Source organism: Streptosporangium sp. NPDC051022 (genome assembly GCF_040683035.1).
Taxonomy (GTDB): Bacteria; Actinomycetota; Actinomycetes; order Streptosporangiales; family Streptosporangiaceae; genus Streptosporangium.
In genome coordinates, this window is record NZ_JBFBCF010000023.1 from 149453 (window position 1) to 166659 (window position 17207).

Here is a 17207-nt window from a genome sequence, read left to right on the forward strand (position 1 = left end):
CTCAGTCCTTTCGTGTGAAGCGCACGTACTGCTTCTCGTACTCCTTGGCGTCGGTGCTGACCGCCAGGACCCGTTTCACCCGGCCCTGGAAGTCGATCACCACGACCTCGTAACCGCCGCCCTTGCGCCGCCAGCCCGCGATGTGCTGGTCGTCGTACCAGCCGATGAGCCGGTCGGTCTCGAAGGGGACCCGGTAGCGGGCGTCCTCGTCGAAGGCGGTGGACCAGATGCAGACCTCCCGGCTCTCCCCCTTGTCCTTCCCCTTGCAGTACGTCATGATCAACCCCCCCGAGGGGGAGACGTCGTCGCCCTCCACGGTGATCGGGGTGCCGACGTCGAGCAGGGTCTGCAGCACGGTGCCCTGCAGGTCGTAGAAGCGGATGCGCTTGGTCTTGCCGACGAGCGCCCAGCTGCCGACGGCCTTGCCGTCCCCTCGCCAGAAGTAGCTCCACTTGCCCACGTCCTTCTCCTTCACGTGGACGATCCTGGCCTTCTTCCTCGCGATGTCGATGATCGCGTAGCCGTACTCCTTGCTGATGTCCCCGACCGCCTCGTACAGCGTCACCAGGCCCCGCCGGCCGTCGGCGGACCACTGCGGCACGGTCGGGTAGACCGGCGCCTTGGTTGTCTTGATCTTGGTCACGGCGCCGGTCGCCCGGTCGACGATCGAGACGATGGCGTAGTTGTTCGCGTCGTACTGCCGGTCGGTCGCCAGCGCCTGGGTGCCCGAGGGGCTCACCGTGTACTCGAAGTACTTGTCGTTCTTGGCGAAGGCGCCGCCGGGGCTGCGGACGTAGAGGGTCTGACCCCCGTCGGGGCTGTAGGAGGTCAGCCTGATCGGGTCGTCGTCGCTCTCGTGGAGAGTGATCGAGAGGCCCGGAATCTTGACCTTCCTCGTCGCCTCGGGAAGCTCGGGGACCGTCGGGGTCGGGCTGGCCGGGAGCTCACCCTTCTGGGTGGCCGAGGGCTCGGCAGGCCCGGTGGCCTCCGGGGTGCGGGCCGCGCCGGTGGCGACGGTCCCGCCCGTCCCGGTGCCGCGCGTCGCCAGCGTGATCCCGCCCGCGGCCAGCAGGGCGACCACGAGCCCGGCGCCGACCGCGATCCAGACCCCGCGCCCGCGCCCACGCCCGGCCTCCTGCCCCCGGTACGGCGCCGCCCCCGGAGACGGTTGGGGCACCGGGCCGCCGTAGGGCTGCGGGGACATCTGCTGCGGGGGGACCGGTCCCGGCTGCGTGGGCATCTGCTGGGGATGGCCCGGCCCCGGCTGCGGATATCCCGGACCGCCGTAGCGGGTCTGCCCGTAGTCGGCGGGGGCGGCTCCCACGTCGTGGAAGCCCTGCGGGACGCCGGGTCCCGTCTGGCCGGGGTTGACGTTCTGGCCGGGATAGGCGACCTGGTCCGGGTAGGTGTGCTGACCGGGATGGACGTTCTGGCCGGGGTAGGCGCCGGGGTAGGCGACCTGGTCCGGATAGGTGCCCTGGCCGGGATGTCCGTGCTGACCGGGATGGGGGTACGGTCCGCCGACGGGACCGGCCGGTCCCGCGTGCTCCGGCCCGGAGGCCTGGCCGTAGGCGTTCCACCCGGCCTGCGGGTGCCCGCCCGGACCCGTCTGCTGCGCGGCGGCGGCCGATCCCTCGGCCAGGATGCCCCGGGGCGCGGTCGGCATGGCGACGCCGGGCGCGCCGCCCGCGTGGCCGAGCAGCCGCAGCAGGGCGTCCCCCGCGGTGGGACGCAGGGTCGCGTCCTTGGACAGGCACTGCCCGACCAGCTCGCGCAGCGCCGGATCCGTGATCGCCCGCAGGTCGGGCTCCATGTTCATGATCCGGTTGAAGATCGCGGGCAGGCTGTCGGTGCCGAACGGCGGCTGGCCGGTGGCCGCGAAGACCATCGTGCAGCCCCAGGCGAACATGTCGGCGGGCGATCCGGCGTTCTCCCCCGCCAGTTGCTCGGGGGTCATGTAGGAGGGGGTGCCGATCGCCGTCGCGGTCAGCGTCGAGGTCCGGTCGAGCGCCTTGGCGATGCCGAAGTCGATCACCCGGGGGCCGTCGGGGGCGAGCAGCACGTTGGACGGCTTGAAGTCCCGGTGCACGATCCCCGCCTGGTGGATCGCGACGAGGGCGGTAACCGTGCCGATCGCCAGGCGGTGCAGGGCCGAGCCCTCGCGTGGTCCCTCCGCGGCCACGACCTCGGCCAGCGTGGGGCCGTCGATGTACTCGCTGACGATGTACGGGCGGTGCTGGTCGACCCCGGTGTCGATGACCGCGGCGGTGCAGAACGGCGCCACCCGCTGGGTCGTGCTGACCTCGCGGACGAAACGTTCCATCGCCTCCTCGTCCTGCGCGAGGTCGGCGCGGAGCAGTTTGACCGCGACGCGGGCGCCCGTGGGCGAGACGCCGAGATAGACCGTTCCCTGGCCGCCCTCACCGAGCCGCCCGGTGAGCCGGTACTCCCGCACCTGCTCGGGGTCCCCAGGTCGCAAGGACGCGAGGTCCGGCATACCCAACCCTCTCTTTAGGGACTTTTTACGCTCCATTGTGGCGGCAAAGCATCACGGCCAGTGCATCAATCCCGAAGCGGGCGGACCGAAAAGCGCTATCCGCGCGGTGTGTCCGGTGGTTCGCGGCGGAGGGAGCCGAGCGTTCCGACCGCTTCGACGATGGCCTCCGGGCGTTCGAGCTGGATCTCGTGACCGGTCCCCGGCAGGGCGACCAGCCGGGCGTTCAGGAGCTCGGCCAGGGCCCGGTGGCGGGGATCGCCCGGCCCGCCGCTGAGGATGACGACCTCGATCCCGGGAAGGGGATGGCTCCGGCGCAACTCGGCGAGTTCGGCGGCCATGTCGGGATAGGCCAGCCACTCGGCCAGCGCGGCGGCCAGGACCCGGCCCCTGCCGTAGACCAGGCGGGCGCGGTCGTGCGGGCCCATGACGAGGCGGTGGGCGAGGGGCAGCGTCAGCCAGGCGAGCGCGGTGGCGCCGAACGTCCCGCCCAGGGCGGGCAGGACCCCCTGCACGGCGCGCACGAGAGCCGCCCGCGCCCGCCCCCTGGGCCTGAGCCCCGGCTCGCAGCTGGGATCGACCAGGACCAGGCCCGCCGCCCGCCCGGGGTGGAGCCGGGCGAAGGCCTCGGCGTGCCAGCCGGCGACCGAGTGACCGACGACCAGCGCGCGATCGGCGAGCGCGGCGATCCGCTCCGCCTCCTCACGCAGCGTGGGCGGGCCGAGGTGGGCCGAGCTGAGTCCCAGGCCCGGACGGTCGAAGCGGATCACCCGGTGGTCGCCGCTCAGGCCCGCGGCGACCCGGTCCCAGTGGAACCACGCCCCGGCCATCCCCGCGCAGATCACCACCGGCGGCCCGTCCGCCCCCTCGGGCAGGACGTGCGTCTTCGGCGGGGCCGCCCGTGTCCTGTCCCGCCACAGCGCGGCCCCCACCAGCAGGAGCCAGAGCGCGACGATCCCGACCTGGAAGCGCTGCGCCGTGCCCACCGGCCCCCGGAGCCCGGCGACCGTCAGCGCCGCGACCAGGGACAGGGTCCACAGCGTCGCGACGGCCATGAGGGCGGCCAGCGCGGCTCCGCCGTACACCAGGATCGGCCACCTGCGCCGCCGCAGCGCACTCAGCGGCAGCGCCACGAGGCTGACCGCCACTCCCGCGAGCGCCAGCGAACTGGCCACCGCGTGGATCCGGTGGGCGGCCGAGACCCGGCCCGTGGCCTCGGCCACCGCGCAGGAGGGATCACTCAGCGCGGCACAGTCGAGCGGGAAGAGCGCCGCGTCCAGGACCGTCATCACACCGAACAGCGCGAGCCCGAGCCACCCCGCCGCCCCCGCCCGCCCGGGCCGCTCGTCGGGCGCCAGCGCGACCCCCGCCAGGCAGGCGGTCCCGGCCGCCACGTCGGCGGCCCGCACCAGCCACGACCAGGGCTGGCCGACGATCGCCAGCTCGCTGAGGTAGGCCCAGGAGCGGTCGATCCCCGGGTTGAGGAACTGCAGCGGCACCCAGGCGCCGTAGCACAGGCCCGCGAGCAGGAACGCGCGGGCGGCGGCCAGGGTCACCCTTCGCCTGGAGCGCACCGCTCACAGCCCGGGAGCGCCCCAGAGGGGGAACCAGCGGCCGAGGTCGGGCTCGATCCTCAGCTCCCCTTCGAGGGCCGCGCGCACCTGGAGTTCGAGCGCGTTGTCCCTGCGCTGGCCGGCCAGCGGCGCGAAGGGGTAGAAGGTGCCTCTTTTGTAGAGGTAGACCAGGGCGAGCCCGCGTCCCACCCCGGCCACGGATTCGAGCGGGGAACCGTCCGGCGGACCGTCCGGGGAGATGCCGAAGACCACCAGGGAACAGAGCAGGGAGGGGCCGAAGCCCGCCGCCTCCAGGGAGGAGTTGACGGCGTGCAGGTCGGTGACCAGCTCACCGACCTGGTCGGGCGTACGGTGCACCACCAGCCAGCTGTAGCCGTAGGGGTCCTTGGACTGCGTGATCGGCGGCCCTTCCCCGGTGTCGAGCAGCCCCAGGACGTCGTGCTCCAGGGTGGTGAACGCCCCGCCCTCGGCCGCGCGGAAGCAGACCGAACCGGTCCCGATCGGCTCCAGCCCGGTCGCGGCCTGCAGGGTCACCGCGGCGGACGGCAGCGCGAACAGCGCGTCCAGGTCGGGCTTGACCGGCTCGGTACGGCCCAGCAGCGCGTCCCACCATCTGGCCACCTGTCACACCCCCCGGCCGAGCTGGGCGGAGATCTGCCTGAGCTGTTCCAGACGCCGCTCCAGCGGCGGGTGGGTGGCGAACAACGAGGCCAGGGACGCGCCCCCGCGACCGGCCAGCGCCGGCGCGAAGAAGAAGGCGTTGAACGGCTCGGCCTCGCGCAGATCCCTGGTCGGGATGCGGGCCATCTCGCCGCTGACCTTGACCAGCGCGCTGGCCAGCACGGAGGGCCGCTGGGTGAGCAACGCCCCCGCGCGGTCGGCGGCCAGCTCACGGTAGCGGGAAAGGGCGCGGGTGAGCAGGAAGCTGACCGCGTAGACCAGGAGCGAGACCAGCATCACGATCAGGCCGATCGGCGGGCCGTTCTGGTTGTCCCTGCGCCCGCCCAGGCCGCTGTAGAGCGCGACCCTGGTCATCAGCCCGGCGACGATGCCGAGGAAGGAGGCGATGGTCATCACCGCGACGTCGCGATGGGCGACGTGGGACATCTCGTGGGCGAGCACGCCCTCGATCTCGGCGGGCTCCAGCCGCCGCAGCAGCCCGGTGGTCGCGCAGACCACGGAGTTCTTCTGGTTGCGGCCGGTGGCGAACGCGTTCGGGACGTCCGAGTCCGCGATCGCCACCCGCGGCTTGGGCATGTCGGCCATCGCGCAGAGACGGTCGATCATGCCGTGTAGCTCGGGAGCCTCCTGCGGGCTGACGACACGCCCGTGCATCGCGAACAGCGCGATGCGGTCGGACATGAAGTACTGCACTGCGAGGATGCCCACGGCGATCAGCAGCACCACGACCGTCCGGACGCCCAGCGAGATCAGGACGCCCACGAACACGACGTACAACAGCCCCAGCAGGAACATGGTCACGACCATGCGGCTGGTCAGGCCCCGGTCCGGGGCGAACCGGGTATGTGCCATATGCCCAAACTATCCGGGAATCAGCCCCTCGTTGCCGAGCATCTCCCGCACTTCGTCCATGGAAGCGTCAGCGGGAGGCAAAATCAGCTCGGAGGGCTCAAGGCTGTCGTCGGGAAGGGGTTTTCCGACGTGACGGACCTTGTCCAGCAGATCGTGCAGCCTGCCCCGGAAGGACTCCTCGTCCCCGGCCTTGATGGCCGCCTCCAGCTCGCCGTCGAGGGCGTTGAGGACGTCGAGGTCGTCCGGCGCGATCTCGATCTGGCCCTCGCCCATGATGCGTACGATCACAGCCCCTCCCCCGGCTGACGCAGCTGCTGCGTCTGGTGCTGCTGCTGAGGCTGCTGCTGCTGGGACGGGCCCTGCTCGATCGCGCTCTTGGGCGCGGGGCCCTGGCCGAGCTCGGCCTTCATCCGGGCGATCTCCAGCTCCACGTCGTGCCCGCCGCCCATGCGGTCGAGCTCGGCCTGGATGTCGTCGCCGCGCTGGCCGCTGAAGTCGTCGAGCGCGCCACTGGCCAGCAGCTCGTCGATGGCGCCCGCGCGGGCCTGCATCGAGGCGGTCTTGTCCTCGGCCCGCTGGATCGCCAGACCGACGTCGCCCATCTCCTCGGAGATGCCGGAGAAGGCCTCGTTGATCCGGGTCTGCGCCTCGGCGGCGGTGTAGGTCGCCTTGATCGTTTCCTTCCGCGTACGGAAGGAGTCGACCTTGGCCTGCAGGCGGTGCGAGGCCGTGGTGAGCTTCTCCTCCTCGGCCTGCAGGTTGTCGTGCTGCACACGAAGATCGGCGATCTGGGTCTGCAGGCTCGACCTGCGGGTCAGCGCCTCGCGGGCGAGGTCCTCGCGCCCGACCCCGAGTGCCTTGCGGCCCTGCTCCTCGAGCTTGCGCGCCTGGGCCTCGATCTGGTTGATCTGCAACTCCACCCGCTTACGCGAGGTGGCGACATCGGCCACGCCCCGGCGCACCTTCTGCAACAACTCCAACTGACGCTGGTAGGAGTAGTCCAGGGTCTCGCGCGGATCCTCCATCTTGTCCAAGGCGTTGTTCGCCTTGGACTTGAAGATCATGGAAAGTCTCTTCATCACGCTCATGCGCGTCGGCCGTCCCCTTCTTCAAATGCGCTTCGGGTCACCCCAGTGATTCCAGCCCCCGAAGAAAAGCACCGGAGCCACCATAGGTTCACCCTACGCATAACGCACGGGGGCGTCACTAAGTTGCAGTCCCGGTAGGCTGACGTTGTGTTCCGACGTACCCAGACCACCGCGGACGACTCCCCCGTCTCCGTCAACGATCCTAAGCCTGCGGGCAAGGGGCGTCCCACACCCAAGCGCCGGGACGCCGAAGGTCGTCGCCGCCAGCCGGTGAACGCCCCGCAGAACCGCAAAGAGGCCTACAAGCAGCTCCGTGAGCGCCAGGCCAACGATCGCGTCAAGGCCCGCGAGGGCATGCTCCGTGGTGACGAGCGCTACTTCCCGGCCCGCGACCGGGGCCCGGCCCGCAAGTTCGCCCGCGAATGGGTCGACTCCCGGCGCCTGCCCAGCCAGTACTTCCTGCCGTTCTCGCTGCTCATTCTACTGCTGACCTGGATCCCCTTCCCGGCGGAGATCCGCGGCACCGTCTACGTCGCCGTCATCACCGTCGGCTGGCCGCTCATGATGGCCGGAGTCCTGCTGACCTCGTTCTGGGTCGCGTGGAAGGTCAAGAAGCTGGTGGCGGAGAAGTTCCCCGAAGAGAGCGTCAAGGGCGTCGGCTTCTACGCCGCGATGCGCGCGCTGCAGATCCGCAAGCTGCGCTTCCCGCCGCCCACCGTGCTGCCCGGCGGCAGGCCGGTCCCGGCGAAGAAGTAGGCCCGAGCGGATCCCGCGAGCCCCGGTCCCCGAAGCGGGCGACCGGGGCTTGTGCTTTCCCTCCTCCGTTTCCGTCCGCCCCCGGCCGGAGACCGATCCCCACGGATCCCCACGGACCGCTCCGGATCTCCACGGCCGGATCCGACACGTGCCTTCCAGGGATTCGTCTCCCGGGACTCAGCCGGATCCGGCGGCGTTGCGCCACCCCAGCGCCCTCCCCATGAGCACGGGCCTCCAGGCGCCGACCGTCCCGTCCGTCTCCAGGGCGTCGGCGGTGGCCTTCAGCAGCGCGTAGTACGACCTGATCCGGATCCCGCCCGGGGTGAAGCCCATCGGGCCCTCCCCGCCGGACTCTCCCACGTCGTGCGCGACCGAGTCGACCAGCAGGTGACCGCCGGCGCCGTCGACGCCGAACGGGACCATCCGCCCGTCCCACCGCTCCGTGCGCGGATCGGGCTCCGCCCCCGTCTCCGCCTCCCCCTGCCTGTCGTCGGTTCCGCACAGCGTCCGCCAGGTGTCGCGGATCTGCCTGACGCCCATGAGCTCGTCGCCCATCGGGCCGAACCCCCGCGCCCCGTTCCTCCCCGTCGAGCCGTTGTGCCGCAGCAGGGAGGCGCGCAGGTCGTTGGGGAGGCGCAGGCCCATCTGCGCCTCGGCGACCGCGATGGTCCCGGGCCTGGCGGGGCCCGCGAGGGTTCGGTAGGTCGCGGGGGCGTTGGCCCTCAGCCACCTCTCGATCCGCGCCCACTGCAGGTTCACCGCCCTGGTCACCCTCGGGCTGAGCGGCCGCGCCCTCGGTCTCCCGGCCACCGGGTGGCAGTCGGCGTCGACGGCCGGACCGGCCGTGACGGGGGTCGGCTCCGGCGAGGGGGTCCACGGCCCCTCCGCGACGGCGTGATCGGAGGAGCCGTCGTCGTCGACGCCCGGCGGCTGCGTGGGCTGGGAGAAGTCGTAGAACGCCGTGCCGTCCCGCTCCGGGCAGGCGTCGTCGGTCTCCCCCGCCTCCCGCCACTCCGCCTCGCCCCCGTACACCGGGCACGCGCGGGACTCGCCGATGACGCTGCGCTCCTCCGTCTCCACCTTCTTGGGGAAGACCGCGCTCTCCAGGAACTGCCCGCCGAGGGCCAGCAGACACAGCGCGCACACGACCGCGCCCCAGCGGGTCAGCGTGCGCCGGAGCGCGTGGTCCAGGGGCTTGCGCGGTACGGCCTCGCGGAGGAAGAACTCCGGCACACGGGAGGTGGCGGCGTAGCGCCTGAGGTCGTCGGCCGTCGGCGTGCCGAGGATCGGGGCCGGGGGCCAGCTCTTCGATCGGCCGGATCCGGCTCCGGAGAGCGTCCCGGGATCGGTCTCGACGCGGACGGCGACCCCGGGCGCGATCCTGGGCACACTCCTGGGCACGGTCCGGGGACGGGGACCCGCCCCGGAGACGGCCGGGGACCGGCGCAGGCGCAGGACCGCCACGACGATCGCCGTCGTCACGGCGGCCGCCAGGGCGAGCCGTACCCATCGAGAAGTGATCAACCGCAACACGCCGGGCAGGTTATCCCGAATCCCCCTATCCCATCGCACCTACTAGGGTCGGAAACATGGAATTCCGCCACCTTGGCCGTAGTGGCCTCATGGTCAGTGAGATCAGCTACGGCAACTGGATCACTCACGGTTCCCAGGTCGAGGAGGATGCCGCGAAGGAGTGCGTGCGGGCGGCGCTCGACGAGGGGATCACCACCTTCGACACCGCGGACGTCTACGCGGGAACGAAGGCTGAGGAGGTGCTCGGCCGCGCGCTGAAGGGGATCCGCCGCGAATCCCTGGAGATCTTCACCAAGGTCTACTGGCCGACCGGACCGGGTCCCAACGACCGCGGTCTGTCCCGTAAGCACATCACCGAGTCCATCCACGGCTCGCTGCGGCGCCTGCAGACCGACTACGTCGACCTGTACCAGGCCCACCGCTTCGACCACGAGACTCCGCTCGAGGAGACCCTCAAGACCTTCGACGACCTCGTACGGCAGGGCAAGGTCCTCTACGTCGGCGTCAGCGAGTGGAGCGCCGACCAGATCGCCCGTGCGCTGAGGATCGCCGACGAGATGGGCTTCGACCGCCTGGTCTCCAACCAGCCGCAGTACTCGATGCTGTGGCGTGTCATCGAGGCGGAGGTGGTGCCGCTGAGTGAGAAGGAGGGTCTCGGCCAGATCGTCTGGTCCCCGATCGCCCAGGGCGTGCTGACCGGAAAGTACCTTCCGGGGCAGCCCCCGCCCGCGGGATCGCGGGCCACCGACCCGACCGGCGGAGGCTTCATCTCCCGGGTCCTGGCCAACGACGTGCTCACCCGCGTCCAGGACCTCAAGCCGATCGCCGCCGACCTCGGGCTGACCATGGCGCAGCTCGCGGTCGCCTGGGTGCTGCAGAACCCGAACGTGTCCTCGGCGATCATCGGCGCGTCCAAGCCGGAGCAGGTCCGCGACAACGTCAAGGCCGCCGGGGTGAAGCTGGACGCCGAGGTCCTCAAGAAGATCGACGACGTCCTCGGCCCGGTCGTCGAGCGGGATCCGGCCAAGACCGTCAGCCCCGAGAAGCGCCCGTAGGCGCCGCCTCCCTCCACCGGCGACGGAACCCGATCCCCTGGTCCTCTCCCACCTGGAGCCCAGGGGATCACCCGTTCCCGGCCCCGGACATCGGGCCGCCGGTGCGCTGAACGCCCGCCTTCGCCGCGCTCGTGACCGTTCGGGCGCCCTGCGGCGGGCGATGGAGCGGGGCGGACCGGCGCCGGCGCGGCCTCCGCCCCGGTGAACGTTCCCGCTCACAGCGCCGGACGGGCCCGTCTCACTCGGGACGGAGCGACATCTTCTCGTACTCGACCCGGTCGCCTTCGAGCAGCGTGACGCTTTCGACACCGGCCTCCAGCAGCTCGCGCCAGCTCTCACCGAGCCACGACTCCGCGTCCGCCTGGCTCGGGAACGCGTCGGACGGCGTGACCCCCTCGGTCACCTCGCCGCCGTTCGCGTTTTCGTAACGCCAGTGCCACGTCATGCAACACACTCCCTATCCCGTTATCCCGGGGTCCGGTGACGCCTTCCAGAGGGCTCAGCGAACCCTATAACGCCCGCGCCTCCGGTGACCGGGGGGACGCCGGCCGTACCGCGCCATCACCGCACCGTCACCGCGCCATCACCGCACCGTCACCGCGCCGTCACCGCGCCGCCACCACGCCACCACCACGCCACCACCGCCCCGCGGGCTCGCCCGTACGCTGGGGCGGTGCGAGTCCTGATCTCCGGTACGGCGGGAGCGGGCGGATGGCCCGCCCCGGGGTGCGGGTGCGCCTCCTGTGCCCGTCTCCTCCCCGGCCACCGCCGTCCCACCGAGGTCGTCCTCGGCGTCGAGGCCCCGCTACGGCTCCCGCTGCCGGAGCCCGGCCGTGTCTTCCCGGAGGCGGGCGTCCGGCTGCCGCCGGGCTACCTGGCCTCGGCGGGCCCGGACGGCCTCGTCGTCACCGCCCCCTCCGGCCATCGGATCCTCCATGCCGCCCCACCGGGACACGCCGCCCCGCCCGCCTCCACCACTCCGCCCGCCTCCGCCGTCCCGTCCGCGCCGGGCCGGCCTGCCGGGGACGACGGCGCGGCCTGCGACCTGGTGCTGATCGACCCTCTGGACCGGCCGGAGCGGCTGGGCGACCTGCGCCGCCGGGGCGTGCTCACCGAGCGGACGCACGTCGTCGCGGTGGGCCTCGACCACCGGGTGCCCTCCGAGGCCGAGCTGGCCCGGCGGGCGCTGCTGTGGGGGGTGCGGGCCGTACCCGACGGAACGGTCCTCGACCTCGGCGAGCCCGCGCCCGCCCGGCCCGCGCCGCCCCGGCGGACCCTGCTCATGGGCGGGACGCGCTCGGGCAAGTCGGCGGAGGCTGAGCTGCGGCTGGCGGCCGAGCCCGAGGTCCTCTACGTCGCGACCGGCCCCTCCGGAGCGGGTGACGCCGAGTGGGAGCGCCGGATCAGGGCGCACCGGGACCGCAGGCCCGCCCACTGGGCGACGGTCGAGACCACCGACCTGGCGGGCCTGCTGCGGACCTCCCGGACCCCGATGCTGATCGACGGGCTCGGCACCTGGATCGCGGCGGTCTTCGACGAGTGCGGCGCCTGGCCCGACGCGAGCGGCGGGAACGACGGGAACGACACGGGCGGCACAGACGGCACAGACGGCGCTGCCCGCCTGGAGGCCGTGGCGGCCCGGTGCGACGAACTGGTCGCGGCCTGGCGGCAGGCCCGCTCCCGGGTGGTCGCGGTCTCCGACGAGGTCGGGCTGGGCGTGGTGCCGGTCAGCGCGGGCGGCCGGATGTTCCGCGACGCCCTCGGCGGGCTGAACCAGCGCCTGGCCTTGGAGTCCGAGGACGTCGCCCTGGTCGTCGCGGGCCGCCTCCTGCCCCTGCCCGTCTGAGCGCCCCTGCCCGTCTGAGCGCCGCCCTCCTCGGGCCGGTTCCCCGGGGGCTACGATCGTCGTCCGTGTCCGAAACCCCGCCCTCCGCACCCGGCTCGACGGTGACCGACGGGCTGCGCCTGGCGATCGGCACGCTGAGCGTGTTCCCGGTCCGCCCGGGAACGATCGACCGCCGGGCGGGCGGGGTCGCGATGACGGCCGCCCCGTTCGTGGGAGCGGTGCTCGGCGTCTGCTGCGCGGCCGTGCTGGCGGGGGCGCTGTGGCTGGGCCTGGCCCCGCTGCTCGCCTCGGCGCTGGCCGTCGCGGCCCTGGCGCTGCTCACCCGGGGACTGCACCTGGACGGACTGGCCGACCTGGCCGACGGGCTGGGCAGCGGCAGGCCCGCCGAGCAGGCGCTCGACATCATGAAACGGTCCGACATCGGGCCGTTCGGCGTCGTGACGCTGCTGCTCACCCTGCTGGTCCAGGTCGCGGCGCTGTCGGAGGTCACCGCCTCGGGGGCGGGACCGGTCGCGCTGGTCACCGCCTGCGCGGCGGGACGGCTGGCCCTGACCTGGGCCTGCCGGACGGGCGTCCCCGCCGCCCGCCCCGGCGGCCTCGGCGCGCTGGTCGCCGGAACCGTACGGCGGGGCCCCGCGCTGGCCGTGACGGCGCTGGTGCTCCTGGGGGCGGCGGCCCTGCCTCCCGCCTACGCGGCCGGAGTCCTGGACGCGCCCCTTCTCCCGTTCCCGGGGGACTCCTCCTTCCACGAGCTCTCCCCGGGCCTCGTGTATCCCGTCCCGGAGGAGGTCTGGGGACGGAGCGCCACCGTGCTGTACGGGCAGGCGCCCGCCGACACGGACACGGGCGGCCTGGCCGTCCCGTTCGGCTCGTACACCTGGCTCCTCGGGCCGCCCCTGGCCGTCGTCGCGGCTCTGTCGGCGGCCTGGGCCCTGCGGCGGCGGGCCGTGCGGCGGCTGGGCGGGGTCACCGGGGACGTGCTCGGCGCGCTCGTCGAGATCGCCACGACCGCCGCGCTGGTGGTGTGCGCGGCGGTCCTTTGACGAGTCCCCGATCCCGGTCAGACCCCGGCGGAGACGGGCGGGCGCACCGGCAGGCGGCGGAACAGCACGGCCGCGATCACGGCCAGCAGCGCCGAACCGGCCAGGCCGGTGATCCCTGCGACGGCGAGGTTGGGCGGATGGGCGGCGTCGCCGACGAGCAGGATCAGGCTCGCCGACGCGTTCAGGGCCCCGTGGCCGACGACCGCGGGCCAGACGCTGCCGGAGAACAGGCGCAGCCAGCCGAGCAGCGCGCCGTAGACCACGCAGAAGACGACGAACAGCGGCGCGGCCCAGGCACCGAGCTCCGGATAGTTGTAGCCGCGCAGGGTGAGCGGGGCGTGCCAGGCCCCCCAGATCACGCCGGAGACCACGATCGCCCGCCAGGTGCCCAGCGGCATCAGGCGCGGAAGGAGCCAGCCCCGCCAGCCCCACTCCTCGCCGAACGCCGCGACGGAGTTGATCAGAGGGGCGATCAGCACCGCCAGGGCGAGCTGCAGCACGGCCAGCGTCCCGGGGGCCATGGGCAGGGGCCGGCCGGGGGCCGCCGCCTCCAGGCCCTCGCGGAACAGGCTGAGCCCGTCGAGGTCGAGGACGACCAGCCCGAGGGCGGCGCTGAGCGCGATCGCGGCCACCACGAGCAGTTGGGTGCCGAACCAGCCCAGCGCGACGAGCGCGACCGTACGGCCCCTGCGCTCCCCCAGGGTCAGGCCGGTCAGCCTGGCCCACTCGCGCCAGGTGGTCCCGGGCTCGCCGCGCCGCCTGCCGTACATGCGGACGGCCAGCACGCCGAGCGTGGGGGTGAACATCATCACGGTGCCGGTGACCAGCAGGAGCGGGGAGCCGAGGGGCGCTCCGCTCAGCCAGAGGGGCAGGGCGAACAGCCAGGACAGGCCGAACGCGACGAGCAGGAACAACCGCAGGTCGGCGGGGCGGCGGGACATGGGACCACTTTCCGGGAGGCAGGAGGGGATCAGGAGTCGACTTTCCGGGGGGGCAGGAGGGGGTCAGGAGTCGACGGTCTCGGCGACGTAGGCGTTCAGCAGGGCGGCGGCGCGCTCGGCGTCGTCGACGGAGACGGCGAACTCGCCTCCGGAGACGCGCCGGACGACCAGGCACTCGCCCGCGCGCAACATGAGGACGACCCGGCCGGTGCCGGGCAGGCCCCGCAGGCCCCACCCTCCGGTCTCGGCGGGGCTGATCGTCTCCGCCCAGGCCGACTCGATCTCGGCGATCGGGGTGCGGCGCACGGGCCTGCCCAGGGGGCCGAAGCCGACGCGCAGGCCGTCCACGTCGGCGCGGACGCTGATCGAACTGGTGCCGAGGCCGAGAACCGTCACCACCGTCAGGACGACCATGACGATCCAGAGCTCCCCGCCGGACACGACGCCCGTGACGGCGAACACGGCGACGGCCAGCGCGCCGACCAGGGAGGCGAGGGACAGGCCGACGAGCCAGGGGTTGGTGGTACGGCCCACCCAGACCGCGCGCTGCCCGGGCCGCAGCCGCATGGCGGGCGCCTCCGGGTGCTCGTGACGCGGGTCGGGGCCGCCCCTGCCGAGCAGGCCCGCGAGCACGCCCGCCGCGACGGCGGCGGCGATCACGACGCCGACCTGCCAGGCGGGCAGCGTCGCCTGGCGCCAGTCGGCGACGCCGAGGTTGGCCAGGAGGGTCGAGACCTGCATGCCGACGGCCAGCACGGACCAGCCGAAGAGGAATCCGCTCCAGTAGGCGCGCCCGAGGCGGGTGCGCAGCGTCGGGTCCCGCAGTGCGAGAACCGTCAGGACGATCCAGGGGACGACCCAGAAGAGCAGGTCGAACAGGAGGTTGGCGGTGAAGGACATGTGGCCGTCGGGGGTGCCCGCGCCGTTCCAGTGGGTCGCGAGCGTGCCGGGAAGGCGGTCACGCAGGGCGAGCTGAATGCCGATCATGAGCGCGGTGACGAGCGCGCCCCAGGCGAGGGCGAGGGCGACGCGGCCTCGGAGAGTCATCACGCCTCCTTCCGATGGTGGAGCTGCGGGGCGGGGGATTCGGGAACCCGGCGAAAGACCCGGGCGGACGTGTGCGGGGGCGGGAGGTTCACGACAGTTCTCTGATGATGTGGATCACTTCTTCCGGGCCGTAGCCGTACCGGTCGGCCTCGGCGAGCAGTTCACGTGCCGCCTCCGCCAGCACCGCGCGGGCGTCCGGCCTGCTGAACACGCTGACACCGCGTCCACGGCGGAACTCGAGCAGCCCCTCGTCCCGCAGCTCGCGCAGCGCGCGCAGCACCGTGTTGGCGTTGATGCCCAGCGCGTCCGCCAGATCCCTGGCCGGCGGCAGCCTGTCGCCCGGCGCGTAGGAACCGTCGGCGATGGCGCGGCGGATCGCTCCCGCGACCTGCTCGTGCAGCGGCCGGGAGTCGTTCAGATCCAGAGTGAGCAACATGATGCTATCGACAGTAGCACCATCATCTCGATGGTGATAGCCGGACTAGCTTCATACCGGCCTTGTAAATTCATAGGACGAACCCTCGTTTATGCGTACGGCCCAAGCAGGGCTAGCATCGGGCGCGTGACCACTGTGCGGGTGAACTCAACTGACAACGTCGTCTCGTTCGATACCGATGCGCTGGTCGTCGGCGTCCATAGCGGCCCGGAGGGCCTTCTCCCCGCTCCGGGGGCCGAGGGGCTCGACGAGGCCCTCGGCGGCAGGCTCGCCACGACTCTCGGCGCCGTGGGCTTCAACGGCAAACCCGGCGAGATCGCCAAACTTCCGACCTTTGGCGCGCTGACCGCCCCTCTCCTGGTCGTCGTCGGCCTCGGGGACGCTCCCGAGGGCGACCACGACACCGAGGCGCTGCGCCGCGCCGCGGGCACCGCCGTACGCGCGCTGGCGGGCACCACCCGCGTGGCGCTCGCCCTGCCGACCGCCGACGCGCGGCAGGCCGAGGCCGTCGCCCTAGGCGGCCTGCTCGGCGCCTACTCCTTCACCAGGTACCGCACCAACGGCGAGCAGCCGGCCCCGGTCGTCGAGCTGACGGTGCTGAGCGACGCCGAGGGCGCCGAGGACGCCGTCGGGCGCGCCGCCACCGTCTCGGAGTCGGTCTCCCTCGTCCGCGACCTGGTCAACATGCCGCCCTCGGACCTGTGGCCCGCGCGCTTCGCCGAGATCGCCGAGGAGACCGGCTCCGAGGCGGGCCTGTCGGTCCAGGTCCTGGACGAGAAGCAGCTGAAGGAGGGCGGTTACGGCGGCATCGTCGCCGTCGGCCAGGGCTCGGCCAACCCGCCGCGCCTGGTCCGCCTCGCCTACATCCACCCGGAGGCCGCCAAGACGGTCGCCTTCGTCGGCAAGGGCATCACCTTCGACTCGGGCGGCCTGTCGCTCAAGCCCTCGGCCTCGATGGACTGGATGAAGTCGGACATGGGCGGCGCCGGGGCGGTCCTCGGCGCGCTCGTCGCGATCGCCAGGCTGGGCCTGAAGGTCAACGCGGTCGGCTACCTCTGCCTGGCGGAGAACATGCCGAGCGGTACCGCCCAGCGTCCCTCCGACGTGTTCACCAGCCTGGCGGGCAAGACCGTCGAGGTGCTCGACACCGACGCGGAGGGCCGTCTGGTGCTGATCGACGGCATCGCCCGCGCAGGCCGGGACAACCCCGACGTGATCGTGGACGTCGCCACGCTCACCGGCGCGCAGATCGTCGCGCTCGGCTGGCGTACGGCCGGCGTCATGGCCAACGACGACGAGCTGCGCGAGCAGGTCGTCGAGGTCGCGGGCCGGCAGGGTGAGGCCGCGTGGGGCATGCCCCTGCCCGAGGAGCTCCGCAAGGGCCTCGACTCCCCCGTCGCCGACATCGCCAACCTGCACCCCGATCGTTTCGGCGGGATGCTGACGGCGGCCCTCTTCCTGCGGGAGTTCGTGCCGGAGGGGGTCCGCTGGGCGCACATCGACATGGCCGGGCCCGCGTTCAACAAGGGAGAGCCCCACGGTTACACGCCGAAGGGCGGCACCGGCGCGATCACCCGGACCCTCGTCGGCCTCGCGGAACGCTACGCGGGCTGACAGGTCGCGTGAGCGGCCCGCGAGCGGCCGCGAGCGACGCGGACAGATGAAAGGATGCGGTTGCCGGTGTCAGGCCGAGGGCGCGACACCGGCACGGCGGCAAGCCGGGACCGGGGGCGGAGGCGGGGGGGGCGGCCGCCGGGGGGGCGTCCCCCGCGCCCCCCCCCCCGGCGCCCCCCCCCCCCCACTTCTCCAACCGCTGGCGGGCCCTGGGGGCGGCCCAGTTCGACACCGTCGACTGGCTGCC

The 17207-nt window shown here is 72.9% G+C and carries 16 protein-coding genes; 5 read left to right on the forward strand and 11 right to left on the reverse strand.

Translation table 11 applies throughout. From position 1 onward, the window contains the following. Position 1 precedes the first annotated feature (1 nt). The 6 genes from AB0N02_RS31630 to AB0N02_RS31655 form a co-directional block, all read right to left on the reverse strand. The gene (locus AB0N02_RS31630; RefSeq protein WP_363953870.1) at positions 2-2497 is read right to left on the reverse strand and encodes a protein kinase; all 2496 of its coding nucleotides are present in this window, start codon (positions 2495-2497) and stop codon (positions 2-4) included. Between the two features lie 95 nt (positions 2498-2592). After that, entirely contained in the window at positions 2593-4068 is a 1476-nt protein-coding gene (locus AB0N02_RS31635; protein WP_363953872.1) for an alpha/beta fold hydrolase, read from the reverse strand. A gap of 3 nt (positions 4069-4071) precedes the next feature. After that, a complete protein-coding gene (locus AB0N02_RS31640; RefSeq protein ID WP_363953874.1) occupies positions 4072-4689 on the reverse strand; it encodes a hypothetical protein in 618 nt (205 codons plus the stop codon). Between the two features lie 3 nt (positions 4690-4692). After that, positions 4693-5601, reverse strand: a complete 909-nt coding sequence (gene htpX, locus AB0N02_RS31645) for a zinc metalloprotease HtpX (RefSeq protein WP_363953876.1) — start codon at positions 5599-5601, stop codon at positions 4693-4695. A 9-nt stretch (positions 5602-5610) separates the two neighbouring features. Continuing rightward, complete coding sequence (locus AB0N02_RS31650) at positions 5611-5889, reverse strand: hypothetical protein (protein ID WP_363953878.1); 279 nt, start codon at positions 5887-5889, stop codon at positions 5611-5613. Continuing rightward, on the reverse strand, positions 5886-6689 hold the full coding sequence (locus AB0N02_RS31655) for a PspA/IM30 family protein (protein ID WP_363953880.1): 804 nt from the start codon (positions 6687-6689) through the stop codon (positions 5886-5888). Before AB0N02_RS31655 ends, AB0N02_RS31650 begins: the two co-directional genes overlap by 4 nt. 147 nt (positions 6690-6836) lie before the next feature. Between AB0N02_RS31655 and AB0N02_RS31660 the strand changes: the two genes are divergently transcribed. After that, positions 6837-7445, forward strand: coding sequence for a DUF3043 domain-containing protein (locus AB0N02_RS31660; RefSeq protein WP_363953882.1), 609 nt, complete (start codon positions 6837-6839; stop codon positions 7443-7445). A gap of 177 nt (positions 7446-7622) precedes the next feature. On the opposite strand, the gene AB0N02_RS31665 is transcribed toward AB0N02_RS31660, so the two are convergent. After that, the gene (locus AB0N02_RS31665) at positions 7623-8978 is read right to left on the reverse strand and encodes an SMI1/KNR4 family protein (protein WP_363953884.1); all 1356 of its coding nucleotides are present in this window, start codon (positions 8976-8978) and stop codon (positions 7623-7625) included. Positions 8979-9034: 56 nt separating this feature from the next. Here AB0N02_RS31665 and AB0N02_RS31670 point away from each other — a divergent pair, with 56 nt between their 5' ends. Beyond that, positions 9035-10033, forward strand: a complete 999-nt coding sequence (locus AB0N02_RS31670; RefSeq protein ID WP_363953886.1) for an aldo/keto reductase family protein — start codon at positions 9035-9037, stop codon at positions 10031-10033. A gap of 238 nt (positions 10034-10271) precedes the next feature. Here the strand turns inward: AB0N02_RS31670 and AB0N02_RS31675 are convergent, their stop codons facing one another. After that, a complete protein-coding gene (locus tag AB0N02_RS31675) occupies positions 10272-10478 on the reverse strand; it encodes a hypothetical protein (RefSeq protein ID WP_363953888.1) in 207 nt (68 codons plus the stop codon). A gap of 228 nt (positions 10479-10706) precedes the next feature. On the opposite strand from AB0N02_RS31675, the gene AB0N02_RS31680 reads away from it, so the two are divergent. Further along, positions 10707-11879 carry a bifunctional adenosylcobinamide kinase/adenosylcobinamide-phosphate guanylyltransferase gene (locus AB0N02_RS31680; RefSeq protein WP_363953890.1) on the forward strand — a complete coding sequence of 391 codons (1173 nt, stop codon included), beginning with the start codon at positions 10707-10709 and terminating at the stop codon, positions 11877-11879. Between the two features lie 65 nt (positions 11880-11944). Further along, positions 11945-12922, forward strand: a complete 978-nt coding sequence (locus AB0N02_RS31685; protein WP_363953892.1) for an adenosylcobinamide-GDP ribazoletransferase — start codon at positions 11945-11947, stop codon at positions 12920-12922. A 17-nt stretch (positions 12923-12939) separates the two neighbouring features. On the opposite strand, the gene AB0N02_RS31690 is transcribed toward AB0N02_RS31685, so the two are convergent. The 3 genes from AB0N02_RS31690 to AB0N02_RS31700 form a co-directional block, all read right to left on the reverse strand. After that, positions 12940-13863 (reverse strand): CPBP family intramembrane glutamic endopeptidase, encoded by a 924-nt coding sequence (locus tag AB0N02_RS31690; protein WP_363953894.1) that lies wholly within the window; start codon positions 13861-13863, stop codon positions 12940-12942. Between the two features lie 63 nt (positions 13864-13926). Beyond that, positions 13927-14910 carry a DUF1648 domain-containing protein gene (locus AB0N02_RS31695; protein ID WP_363953896.1) on the reverse strand — a complete coding sequence of 328 codons (984 nt, stop codon included), beginning with the start codon at positions 14908-14910 and terminating at the stop codon, positions 13927-13929. An 88-nt stretch (positions 14911-14998) separates the two neighbouring features. After that, on the reverse strand, positions 14999-15346 hold the full coding sequence (locus AB0N02_RS31700; RefSeq protein ID WP_363953898.1) for a GntR family transcriptional regulator: 348 nt from the start codon (positions 15344-15346) through the stop codon (positions 14999-15001). Positions 15347-15472: 126 nt separating this feature from the next. Between AB0N02_RS31700 and AB0N02_RS31705 the strand changes: the two genes are divergently transcribed. After that, positions 15473-16960 (forward strand): leucyl aminopeptidase, encoded by a 1488-nt coding sequence (locus tag AB0N02_RS31705; RefSeq protein WP_363953900.1) that lies wholly within the window; start codon positions 15473-15475, stop codon positions 16958-16960. Positions 16961-17207: the final 247 nt, after the last annotated feature.

Bases quoted from the DNA above. Each gene is read 5' to 3' on its own strand.
- AB0N02_RS31670 (WP_363953886.1), top strand. From the start codon at position 9,035: ATGGAATTCCGCCACCTTGGCCGTAGTGGCCTCATGGTCAGTGAGATC.
- AB0N02_RS31695 (WP_363953896.1), bottom strand. From the start codon at position 14,910: ATGACTCTCCGAGGCCGCGTCGCCCTCGCCCTCGCCTGGGGCGCGCTC.
- AB0N02_RS31655 (WP_363953880.1), bottom strand. From the start codon at position 6,689: ATGAGCGTGATGAAGAGACTTTCCATGATCTTCAAGTCCAAGGCGAAC.
- AB0N02_RS31700 (WP_363953898.1), bottom strand. From the start codon at position 15,346: ATGTTGCTCACTCTGGATCTGAACGACTCCCGGCCGCTGCACGAGCAG.
- AB0N02_RS31630 (WP_363953870.1), bottom strand. From the start codon at position 2,497: ATGCCGGACCTCGCGTCCTTGCGACCTGGGGACCCCGAGCAGGTGCGG.
- AB0N02_RS31690 (WP_363953894.1), bottom strand. From the start codon at position 13,863: ATGTCCCGCCGCCCCGCCGACCTGCGGTTGTTCCTGCTCGTCGCGTTC.
- AB0N02_RS31675 (WP_363953888.1), bottom strand. From the start codon at position 10,478: ATGACGTGGCACTGGCGTTACGAAAACGCGAACGGCGGCGAGGTGACC.
- htpX (WP_363953876.1), bottom strand. From the start codon at position 5,601: ATGGCACATACCCGGTTCGCCCCGGACCGGGGCCTGACCAGCCGCATG.